10 protein-coding genes are annotated in these 11,061 nt (G+C 28.0%); 2 read left to right on the top strand and 8 right to left on the bottom strand.

Features of this window, described 5'->3' with window-relative positions; translation table 11 throughout:
• Positions 1 to 1,374: a TRM11 family methyltransferase gene (locus AAQM_RS12170; RefSeq protein ID WP_129095192.1), complete on the bottom strand. Its 1,374-nt coding sequence runs from the start codon at positions 1,372 to 1,374 to the stop codon at positions 1 to 3.
• A 122-nt stretch (positions 1,375 to 1,496) separates the two neighbouring features.
• On the opposite strand from AAQM_RS12170, the gene AAQM_RS12165 reads away from it, so the two are divergent.
• On the top strand, positions 1,497 to 2,285 hold the full coding sequence (locus AAQM_RS12165) for an exodeoxyribonuclease III (protein WP_129095191.1): 789 nt from the start codon (positions 1,497 to 1,499) through the stop codon (positions 2,283 to 2,285).
• Between the two features lie 8 nt (positions 2,286 to 2,293).
• Here AAQM_RS12165 and AAQM_RS12160 read toward each other — a convergent pair whose 3' ends face one another.
• Together AAQM_RS12160 and mnmG are read right to left on the bottom strand one after the other, a co-directional pair.
• Positions 2,294 to 4,009 (bottom strand): hypothetical protein, encoded by a 1,716-nt coding sequence (locus AAQM_RS12160; protein WP_129095190.1) that lies wholly within the window; start codon positions 4,007 to 4,009, stop codon positions 2,294 to 2,296.
• Between the two features lie 62 nt (positions 4,010 to 4,071).
• Positions 4,072 to 5,949: a tRNA uridine-5-carboxymethylaminomethyl(34) synthesis enzyme MnmG gene (gene mnmG / locus AAQM_RS12155; RefSeq protein ID WP_129095189.1), complete on the bottom strand. Its 1,878-nt coding sequence runs from the start codon at positions 5,947 to 5,949 to the stop codon at positions 4,072 to 4,074.
• Between the two features lie 159 nt (positions 5,950 to 6,108).
• Here mnmG and ribE point away from each other — a divergent pair, with 159 nt between their 5' ends.
• The gene (gene ribE, locus AAQM_RS12150) at positions 6,109 to 6,729 is read left to right on the top strand and encodes a riboflavin synthase (protein ID WP_129095188.1); all 621 of its coding nucleotides are present in this window, start codon (positions 6,109 to 6,111) and stop codon (positions 6,727 to 6,729) included.
• Here the strand turns inward: ribE and mreC are convergent.
• From mreC to fabZ, 5 genes are read right to left on the bottom strand one after another with little or no spacing between them, the layout of a single operon-like run.
• Positions 6,719 to 7,528 carry a rod shape-determining protein MreC gene (gene mreC, locus AAQM_RS12145; protein WP_129095187.1) on the bottom strand — a complete coding sequence of 270 codons (810 nt, stop codon included), beginning with the start codon at positions 7,526 to 7,528 and terminating at the stop codon, positions 6,719 to 6,721. The genes ribE and mreC overlap by 11 nt on opposite strands.
• Positions 7,521 to 8,552, bottom strand: a complete 1,032-nt coding sequence (locus AAQM_RS12140) for a rod shape-determining protein (RefSeq protein WP_128986291.1) — start codon at positions 8,550 to 8,552, stop codon at positions 7,521 to 7,523. Before AAQM_RS12140 ends, mreC begins: the two co-directional genes overlap by 8 nt.
• A gap of 15 nt (positions 8,553 to 8,567) precedes the next feature.
• Positions 8,568 to 9,782, bottom strand: a complete 1,215-nt coding sequence (gene clpX, locus AAQM_RS12135) for an ATP-dependent Clp protease ATP-binding subunit ClpX (RefSeq protein WP_129095186.1) — start codon at positions 9,780 to 9,782, stop codon at positions 8,568 to 8,570.
• Between the two features lie 11 nt (positions 9,783 to 9,793).
• Positions 9,794 to 10,576, bottom strand: coding sequence for an acyl-ACP--UDP-N-acetylglucosamine O-acyltransferase (gene lpxA, locus AAQM_RS12130; RefSeq protein WP_129095185.1), 783 nt, complete (start codon positions 10,574 to 10,576; stop codon positions 9,794 to 9,796).
• A 15-nt stretch (positions 10,577 to 10,591) separates the two neighbouring features.
• Positions 10,592 to 11,035 carry a 3-hydroxyacyl-ACP dehydratase FabZ gene (gene fabZ / locus AAQM_RS12125; RefSeq protein WP_129095184.1) on the bottom strand — a complete coding sequence of 148 codons (444 nt, stop codon included), beginning with the start codon at positions 11,033 to 11,035 and terminating at the stop codon, positions 10,592 to 10,594.
• Positions 11,036 to 11,061 lie beyond the last annotated feature (26 nt).

Here is an 11,061-nt window from a genome sequence, read left to right as displayed (position 1 = left end):
TTATTTTTTTGTTAGAAATATTTCTTCATTATGTTTTTTGAAGATTACTATACTTTCTCTTGTCATAGTTTTTGCAGATTTATTTTTTGAAGCCATTCTTTTATTGGGTATAGGTCTATAAAATATGTCAATTAATCTTATATTTTTTGCCTTGAAAAGTTCAATAAGAACTTTATCTAATTCTATATTTATTCCTCCAACAGTTCTATTCCCTAAAGTCCAAATTAAATAGCCATTATCATTTAAGTTTTCACATAGAGGACTTAATGTTTGGTCTAAATCATAAAAAAAAGAAGTTAATTTATTTATTAATTCTTTAGGCTTATCTGCAAATATTCTAATATATTGAGCGTAAGTTGGAGAAAGATTTTTTAAATATTTTTCTTTTTTGAGATTACTAAAACTTCTACCACCTAGACTCATAGAATCAATCATAGAAAAGTTTTCTAAACATTTAGGAGTAATTCTTTTATCTATATCTTCTAAATCAATCCAACTCAAAGGTAAATAGGAATATTGACCATATGTAACCGTAGTATGATTATCGCCATATGGTGGAGAGGTTAGGATTAAGTCGAATTTATTTTTGATTTTTAACTTTTTTTTTGCATCTCCAAGTATAAGTCGTATATCTTTTTTATAAGTATCTTTATTAAGTAATCCATTTTTTTTTAGATAAGTTCTTGTTTCTTTAAATTGAAAGAAATTATCCTCTAAATTCTTTTTGAATATCTTTTTAACATCTAAGTTTCTAGATTCAATTTGTTCTTTTTCTCGGATATGAAGTTTATAAGTGGTTGTTCTTGAATTACTAACTAATCTAACAGTCTCTGCAAAAGCAACCCAAAAAAATCTTCTAATCCATGGAGTTTTTTCTTTTTTTATAGATCTCCTTATTCTACAAAGTTCTATTTGAATATCTTTTCTAAACCATTTATCAATATTTTTAAAATTCAAATCTATAATTGATAAAGTATCATCGCTAATCACATTATATAAATTATTGATTTTATTCTCTAGTGCTTTTTGATAAAAGGGGCCAGACTTTACTTTACATAATAAAATTGAAAGAGGATTTATATCTCTCCCTGTAAATTCTAAACCTCGTAACATACTTTCAGTCAATATTGTACCAGATCCAACAAATGGATCATGAATATGTTTTATATTTGGGTCTGTTCTGCATATTTCATCTAATATCTTTCTTATCATTTGAGGAACCATCATTGCAGGATATCTAAAATATGAGTGAGAATGATCTCTTTTATAATCATTTTTAAATGACCAAAATTCATCACCTAAACTTTTTAAATAAGTAAATCTAGTTTGTAATAAATCAATATTAGTATGAATTGGTTTTTGTTGTTTATTCATTTTTCCCCAAAATAAATCTTATTATGATTGAATTTTACTCAATCCAAACTAAATACCTCCTGGTACATAAAAAGAATCATTAACTTTAGTATAAATTTAAAGAAAAATTTATAGAATTTAATATGAAAAATATAAATATAATAAGTTGGAATGTCAATGGTCTTAAAGCAATTGAAAAGAAAAAAGCTCTAAGTTGGATAGATGAGAAAAAAACAGATTTTTTATTTTTACAAGAAACAAAACTATCTGAAGATATACATAATTTTATAAGCTTATTTAAAACAAAGTTTGAGATATATACTAATAATCCAAGTGAATTTTCAAAAGGATTTTCAGGAACATTGTCTTTTTCTAAATATATGCCTAAAAGTAAATCTTTTTGTAATGAAGTGGATATAGAAAATGATGGAAGAGTGATTGAATATATATATGAAGGGTTGGCTATATTTAATGTATATTTTCCTAATGGAAAATTAAATAAGAGTAGACTTCTTCGAAAACTTAATTTTTATAAAGAATTTTTTAATTATTGTAATAATTTAAAGAATAGAGGTTTTTCAATAATTATATGTGGTGATTTTAATACTGCTTATTCTGACTTAGATTTAAAGCCTGGAAAAATATATTCAAATGCAGGTTTCACAGATATAGAAAGAGAACATTTTGAGTTTTTTCTTAATAATGGATTTGTGGATTCTTTTAGATATATAAATGGGAATGTACTCAATGCTTATACTTTGTTTCCTTACCGTTCAAAAGCTAGAGAAAAAAATGAAGGTTGGAGAATAGATTATATATTGATTTCAGAAGATTTAAAATCAAAACTAAGAGATGCCTTTATTTTAAAAGATGTCTTAGGTTCAGACCATTGTCCCATTGGAATAGAAATTGATTTAAGTGAATATTTTTAGCTTAACTTTCAATTGATGGATAGTTTTCCTATTAATGCAGCTAGCCATTTGCTAAGTTGTTCTATTGTTAAGTTCTCATCCCTTTCGTGATTTTTTGTAATGAATTTTATGGGAGATTTAGTATATATAGCTTTTAATTCTTTGGTTGATAAATTGTCTTCTAAAAAAAATGAAATAAAACTATTAAATATATGTTCGGAAATGTAATTTTCTCTTGAAATTATTACCCAAGTAGCAGCTGCTGATGAAGGCTTGTTCTCAAGCTCTAATAGTCCTATATATATTTCTTCATATTGAAATGTGGCAGTAAGATATTGTTTTTGTCTCTTTTTTATTTTACATTTAGAATTTACTTTTTTATCTCCATCTTTTTCAATCAGAAATTCAGGTAAATCTTTTACTTCACTTAATATAAAATTTTTAATAGAAGATTGTTGTTCTAAAAACTCCATATATTGTCTAAATACTGTAAAGTTATCAATCTCATTTAAAGGATTTCTTTCTGCATTTTCTTTTTCAAACTCACTTGATATTACAATTTTACTGATATTTTTTTCACCTTTATTAGATGATTCTGTTAAGCTCTGATCTATAGATTCATTATTTTGTTGTTCTTTATATATTTTTAGGATATCAATTAAAGTATCTTTTGTAATAGTTTCATGCTCAATTTCAATTCCATTTAAACTACCACAACTTTTCTTTTTATCTTTTCTATGATGAGTTTGAGTATACTTTTTATTTGCAGGTTTACCTTTAAGTATTTCAGTAATATTTCCAGGTATTTCTTTATCTACTTTAGGAAGATTTTCAAATTCATCTATTGTAGTTATTGTTTTATTTTGTTCAATAATTTTAGTAAATTTATCAAAACCAATATCAGAATAGTCATTTAGTATTTCATGTATAAAATAGTATTTTTCATTATTTTCTTCATTTGTTAAAATACTACATCTAGTTTCTATTTTAAACTTCTCTTTTATAGGGAAATTTGCTTTTATTGGGATACTTTCGATCTCTTTATCTATATCAAGATTTCTCATATAGCTTAAATAGTTGTTAATATATTTACCTATATTATCAAACTCTTTTTGGGCAATTTCATTACAAGCATATCTATGTATAAAAGCTGCATCTTCATCATTTCTAGGTATTGGTAATACAATTTTTGCATCATTCCTATCGGGAGTACACATCACATATAGGTCTTCAAGATTACAGTCTAATGCGGCTTCTCTCATCTCTGAAAATCTAAAGTAGTAATATATAGCAATTACAAAATCAGGGATAATGATTTTATTCCCATTTTGTTCTATTAGATAACAGTTAATGTATTTTGATTCATTTAAGAATTTTCTTTTCCAACCACTAATAGAAACAATACTTTTTTCATCAAGCAGTTCATGAAGTTTATACGAATTATTTTTAGAGATATTTGTAGTATCGATTATAAAATCTTTTTCAAAGATTGTTTTATTTTGATAGTAGTCATTTTGTTGACCATTACTAAAAGATTTTTCTAAAGGGAAATGAGTAAATAATAATTCTGGAGATAAATCATATGTAAATAGCTCATTTTGAGTCATATTTTTAATAATGACTTTAAAATGGCTATTCCCATACTTATCCTCATCCAAGTTAAGTTTAAGAGGTAAAAGTAGTTTAAATGTATCATATGGGTTTTCAGCCATAAAATCTGGAATGATATTTTTACCTCGTGCCATGTTATTTTAAAACTCCATTCTCAAATTCTAATGTACACATTATCAATTTTTAATGTCTATTCTCATTTTTTAGTGTTTTTGACAAACATATTTAGATTTAGATGTATAATATCTAAAGCAGCTGGTGTGATTCCCGAAATTAGACTTGCATTAAAAAGTGTAGGTGGTCTGTGCTTTTCTAGCTTTTCAATAACTTCATTTGATAATCCAGGTAATCCTCTATAACTAAAATCATCTGGAATAGATGCTTTTAGCATTTTTTTCATTTTTTCTATTTGTTTTTGTTGTTTTTGAATATATCTGTAGTATTTTGCTTCAATAATTATTTGTTCTTTTATATAATCATCCATTGAAGAATAACTTGGTACTAGTTTGTCAAATTTAGCAGCATCAATACTATTTCTTCCTATTAAATCTACAAGCAATACCTTATCATTGATTTTTTCTTCTCCAATTGATTCAAGAAGTTCTAAATTCTCTTTTTTAGAAGTAATCCACTCATTTGCCATAAATTCAATTGCATCACTTAGAGTTTTTCTTTTATTTTCTACTTTTGCTATTGTTTCTGAATCAATTAATCCTAAAGCATGACCATAAGATGAAAGTCTTAAATCAGCATTTTCTTCTCTTAATAAAAGTCTGTATTCAGCACGAGAAGTGAACATTCTATATGGTTCATTCGTTCCTTTAGTTACTAAATCATCTATTAATACTCCAATATAAGCTTCATCTCGTCTTAAAATAAATGGTTCTTTTTCATCAATGGCTAAACAAGCATTTATTCCAGCCATCAATCCTTGAGCAGCAGCTTCTTCATATCCTGTTGTTGCATTTATTTGTCCAGCGTGATATAGATTTTTTACCTTTTTAGTTTCTAAAGTGTGTTGTAATTCTGTAGGGTCTACATAATCATACTCTATTGCATATCCATATCTTATAATTTTTGCATTTTCTAAACCAGCAACTGAATGAATCATCTGTTTTTGAACATCAATAGGAAGAGAACTTGACATACCATTTATATAATATTCTGTACACATTGCTGTTTGTGGTTCTAAAAATAATTGATGTCTATCACGTTCTGCGAATCTATTTACTTTATCTTCAATACTAGGACAATATCTTGGACCTAAACCTTCTATTTGCCCTGTGAAAAGAGGTGCTCTATAGAAGTTTGATGAGATTATTTCATGAGTTTTTTCATTTGTATATGTGATATAACAAGGATATTGAGTTGGTTTAAATTCTAATTTATTTGTTCTAAATGAAAAAGGAACAGGATTTACATCTCCTCCGTGCATATCCATTGATGAAAAATCAATAGAGTTCCCATCAAGTCTTGCTGGAGTTCCTGTTTTTAATCTACCAACATTTAAACCTAACTCTTTTAATTGTAAAGATAGAGTAGTTGAAGGTAATTCCCAAGCACGTCCGGCGTCATATTTATTTTCACCAATGTGAACTAAACCTCGCATAAATGTACCAGTTGTTAAAATAACTTTTTTTGAAGTAAACTCTTCTGTTAATTTTGTTTTTACTCCATAAACTTCATTTGTATTTTTTACTAGAAGTTCTGTAACTTCATCTTGATAAACTTCAAGATTTGGAGTGTTATGACAAACTTTTCTCATATACTCTCTGTATTTATCCATATCAATTTGAGCACGACTTCCTTGAACTGCTGCACCTTTTGAAGCATTTAATATTCTAAATTGAATACCAGTTGCATCAGTGCAAAGTCCCATTTCTCCACCAAGTGCATCAAGCTCTCGAACTAAGTGTCCTTTTGCTAATCCACCAATTGCGGGGTTACAACTAGCAGCTCCTATTTGTTCAACTAACATTGTTATTAAAAGGGTTTTTTTCCCCATTCTAGCACTTGCAAGTGAGGCTTCAATTCCTGCGTGACCACCACCAACAACGATTACATCATAATTCATATTATTCCTTATATACTTTTTTCATGATTTTTATATTTGGGAAATTTCTTAGATAAATGTTTTCTTCCACTTATCTAAGAAATTTACATAAAGTAGTTAAAATTAGCTTCTTAACAATTTTTAGATATTATACCTAAAATTTATCAAAAGGTTTTTTAAGTGTTCACAGGACTTATAAGAGAAATGGCAAAGGTAGTTAGTTTTCAAAATAACTATTTAACTCTAAAAGCTAAATATCAGCCTAAAATAGGGGATTCTATAGCTATAAATGGAGCTTGTTTAACCGTTGTAAAAGTAGCGAGTGGTACTTTTAGTGTTGAACTTTCACCAGAATCACAAAAAATCCTTGCAATGGAAAACTATAAAGATGAGGTTCATATGGAACCTGCGATGATGATGGGAGATAGGTTTGAAGGGCATATTGTTCAAGGTCATGTTGATTGTTTAGGAACTATTAAAATTATAAAACAGAATGGTAACTCAACAGATTTTTTTGTCACATTACCAAGTGAATATTTAAAATATATTATTCCAAAAGGAAGTGTTACAATAGATGGTGTCTCTTTAACTGTAAATGAAGTTTTAAAAGATTCATTTAGATTAACAATTATTCCTCATACGATTGAAAATACACTATTTAAAAGATATAAAATAGGAACAAAAGTAAATCTTGAAACTGATATGTTTGCTAGATATATTTATAATATGTTCAAACCAAAAGATGAGAAAAAAGATAAATTAACTTGGGCAGATGTAGAAAAGATAATGGCTAATTATTAGTCTTTTCTTCAAGAGTATTCTCTTGTTGAATAGTATCATCATTGGTATTTTTGTAAGTATAGAAGTATTTCTTTTTTAAAACATTTACATAAGGTTTAACTTTTGCTATTTTCATTTCTGCTGAATTTATAACTTCTGTTACAATTCCTACTTTAAGTCCTTCAAAAAATATGTTATCCATACCTGAAGTTATAACTTCATCACCTTTATTTATTTCAGACCAAATAGGTATATATTTTATTTCTAATTCACTACCATTTTCACCTGAAGTTATAATTCCCGGACTTTTATTTCCACCAATAAAAACAGCATAAGAACAATCTTTATTGCCATTTAGTAAACCAACACTTCTACCATTTTTATTTACGATAATACCAGCTGCACTGTTTTCAGTAATTAAACCTAAAATTCTATCATCTTGAGGAATTTTATCTAACCAAACTTTTGTAAAATCATTAAAATTTATATATGATAAAACTTTTACAAGTTCAATTTCAGGTCTAATCTCTGGAATTTCAACATGAATTAAAAATTCTTTTATTGAATCTAATTGTTTTTTTGTTGCAGAATAAAGAATTTTATACTCTTTTAACTCTTTATTTTCATCTCTTAATCTTTCTATTGTTTCAGCTTGATTAAAATACTTTTCAATTGATGTAGAAATACTTATTGCTTTGTTGATATATGATATTTTTAAATCATTAAAAAAAGAGAATTTTTTTACAAGAATCTCATCTACCTCAAAGAGGTAAGATAAGCTTGCTATTATAAATAGAAATAAAAAAAGAAGTTTACGCATTAGTAATTAGTTTTAGTAATTCCGGCTCGTCAAGAACTTGACTTGTTCCATAAGCTACTGACAATAAAGGTTCATTAGCAACTTTTACAGGAAGTTTTATAATATCAGATAAATAAGTATCTAATCCTCTAATTAATGCACCACCACCTGTGATAATAACTCCATTATCTACAATGTCACTTGCTAAATCTGGTGGCATATTTTCTAAAACACTTTTTATAGCAGAAACAATCTCTTTTAGAGGTTCTTTTATAGCTACTCTTACTCCTTCACTACCTAATTCAATAGTAGATAAAAGTCCTGAGTTATCTCTTCCTTTTACTTTCATTTTTAATTCAGTATCAAGTTTTACTGCTGTTCCTATTTCAATTTTAATATTTTCAGCAGTTCTTTCACCAATGAATAAATTATAATTTTGTCTTACATGTTCAATAATTGATTTATCAAATTTATCACCTGCAACTTTGATAGATTTACATAAAACAAGTCCTCCAAGTGAAGTAACACCAATTTCAGTAGTTCCTCCTCCTATATCAACAACTACATATCCATCTGGATCTGATACAGGAATTCCTGCACCAATAGCAGCTGCCATTGGTTCTTCAACTAAGAATACTTCTCTTGCACCTGCACTCATAGCTGATTCTTCAACTGCTTTTTTTTCAACTTGAGTAATTCCATAAGGGATACAAATAATAATTCTAGGTCTTACAAAAGATTTTCTTGAGTGTGCTTTTTCGATAAAGTATCTAATCATTCTTTCAGTCATTTCAAAATCTGCAATAACACCATCTTGCATTGGACGAACAGCTTGAATATTTAAAGGAGTTTTTCCTATCATCTGCTTTGCTTCTTGCCCAACAGCTAAAATTCTATCTCTTCCATTTTTATCGCTTTGAACAGCGACAACAGATGGTTCATTTATTATAATACCTTTTCCTCTAACCGAAACGATTGTATTAGCAGTTCCTAAGTCAATCGCCATATCATTTGAAAATAGACCTATTAATTTATCTAAAAACACTTCTTTATCCTTTTTTTATGCAACTTTTGGTTCTTTTGTTTTTTGAACAACTTCTTTTGTAATAGTTATAGTTTTATTTTTGTATTTAGGAAGATCAAACATAATATCTAGCATAATATCTTCTAAAATTGAACGTAATCCTCTTGCACCTGTTTTTCTAGCAATTGCAAGTCGTGCTAACTCTTTTAATGCATCTTTTTCAAACTCTAATTTAACATCATCCATCTCAAAAAGCTTAATATATTGTTTAATTAAAGCATTTTTTGGTTCAGTTAAAATATGTACCATATCATCTTCAGTTATTTCATTTAAAGTAGCAACCATATGAAGTCTTCCTATTAATTCAGGAATTAAACCATATTTTACTAAATCATCAGTTTCTACTTTTGCAATTACTTTATCATGGTCATTTTTTGATTTTTTATCTTGATTAAATCCAAGTACATTTGAACCTTGTTTTTTCTTAATGATATCTTCAAGTCCATCAAATGCTCCACCACAAATAAATAAAATATTTGTAGTATCAACTTGAAGTGCGTCTTGTCCTGGATGTTTTCTTCCACCTTTTGGTGGAACATTTACAACACTTCCTTCAACAATTTTTAATAAAGCTTGTTGAACTCCTTCTCCTGAAACATCTCTTGTGATACTTCTATTTTCACTCATTCTTGCAACTTTGTCAACTTCGTCGATGAAAATAATTCCTCTTTCTGCTTTTTTGATATCACCATCAGCTGCTTGAACAAGTCTTGTTACAACATTTTCAACATCATCACCAACATAACCAGCTTCTGTTAGACTAGTTGCATCAGCAATTGCTAAAGGAACATCTAAATATTTAGAAATAGTTTGTGCTAAAAGAGTTTTTCCAGAACCTGTTGGACCAATTAATAAAACGTTTGATTTATTTAATTCTGTATCATCATTTATTTCATTGTGTCTGAAAATTCTCTTATAATGATTATAAACAGCAACAGAAAGAACTTTTTTTGCTCTTTCTTGACCTATCACATATTCATCTAATATTTTTTTTAATTCAGCTGGAGTTTTGATTTTTATCTCTTTTAATTCAGCTGAATCTTTATTTATTTCTTCAATTGGAAGATTTCCATTCATTATTTCATGTGCTGCATTTACACAAGCTTTACAAATGCAAGCATTATCTCCAGCAATTACTGGATTCTCTCTTGTATCAGTTGCACCACAAAAATCACATATAATCTTACTCATTTTATACCTATTTACTTTCTGTTAAAAGGAATACCTCGTTTTGTATTTATAACAAAACTAGCTAATTCTTTTACATATTTATTTTCATCATTTTCAAATAGCTCATGAGCTACTTCTTGTAAAGGTTTACCTGATTCAAAAAGTTCTCTATATGCATGTTTTATAGCATCTATATCTTCTCTATTATCAAATCTTCTTCTTAAACCTGTTAAATTCAATCCTCTAAGAATTGCTTTGTTACCTTCTGCCAAACAAAAAGGAGGAATATCTTGAGCAACAGCTGAAGCACCACCAATCATAACTTGTGTTCCTATTTTACAAAATTGATGAACAGGAGTTAATCCTCCAACAACTACAAAATCATCACATTCAACATGACCAGCAAGTGTTGCTCCATTTGCAAAAATACAATTATCTCCAATAATACAATCATGAGCTACGTGAACATAACCCATAAATAAGTTGTTGTTTCCTATTTTAGTTACACTTCCACCACCAATAGTTCCTGGATTAAATAGTGTAAATTCTCTTATTTTATTATTGTCTCCAATGATTAACTCAACATCTTCACCATTGAATTTTAAATCTTGAGGGATAGTACCAATACTTGCATGTGAAAAAATATGATTATTTTTTCCAATAGTAGTTTTCCCATCTATTAGGGTATGAGAATCGATTATTGTTCCATCACCTATTTTTACATCTTTTCCAATAATTGTGAATGCACCTATTGTGATATTATCACCAAGAATAGCACCTTCTTCTATTATTGCTGTTTTGTGAATATTATTCATTTATTTGCCTATTTGTTATTTATCAACTATCATAGCTTTAAGTTCTGCTTCTGCTGTAAGTTTTCCATCAACATAAGCTTTTCCAACTAAAGTCATTAAAGAACTTTTCATTCTAACAACTTCTAATTCGTAATCTAATCTATCACCTGGACGTACTGGATTTCTAAATTTTGCTTTATCAATACTCATAAAATAGATTACTTTTTGTTTCATCTCTTCTTCTGTCATATCAGAGCTTTTTAAAGCTAAAACACCACCACATTGAGCCATACCTTCTAAAATTAATACACCTGGATAAATTGGATGACCTGGAAAATGTCCTTGGAAAGCTGGTTCTGAAATAGAGATGTTTTTAAAACCTTTAATAGATTTTTTTAATTCCATATCTGTAATTCTATCCACAAGTAATAAAGGGTATCTATGAGGAAGGATTTCTTGAATTTGCATAATATCTAACATTTAATATCCTGATTTTTTTATTGAAT

Source organism: Arcobacter aquimarinus (assembly GCF_013177635.1).
Lineage (GTDB): Bacteria > Campylobacterota > Campylobacteria > Campylobacterales > Arcobacteraceae > Aliarcobacter > Aliarcobacter aquimarinus.
This window is presented reverse-complemented; position numbering and strand designations above follow the sequence as displayed.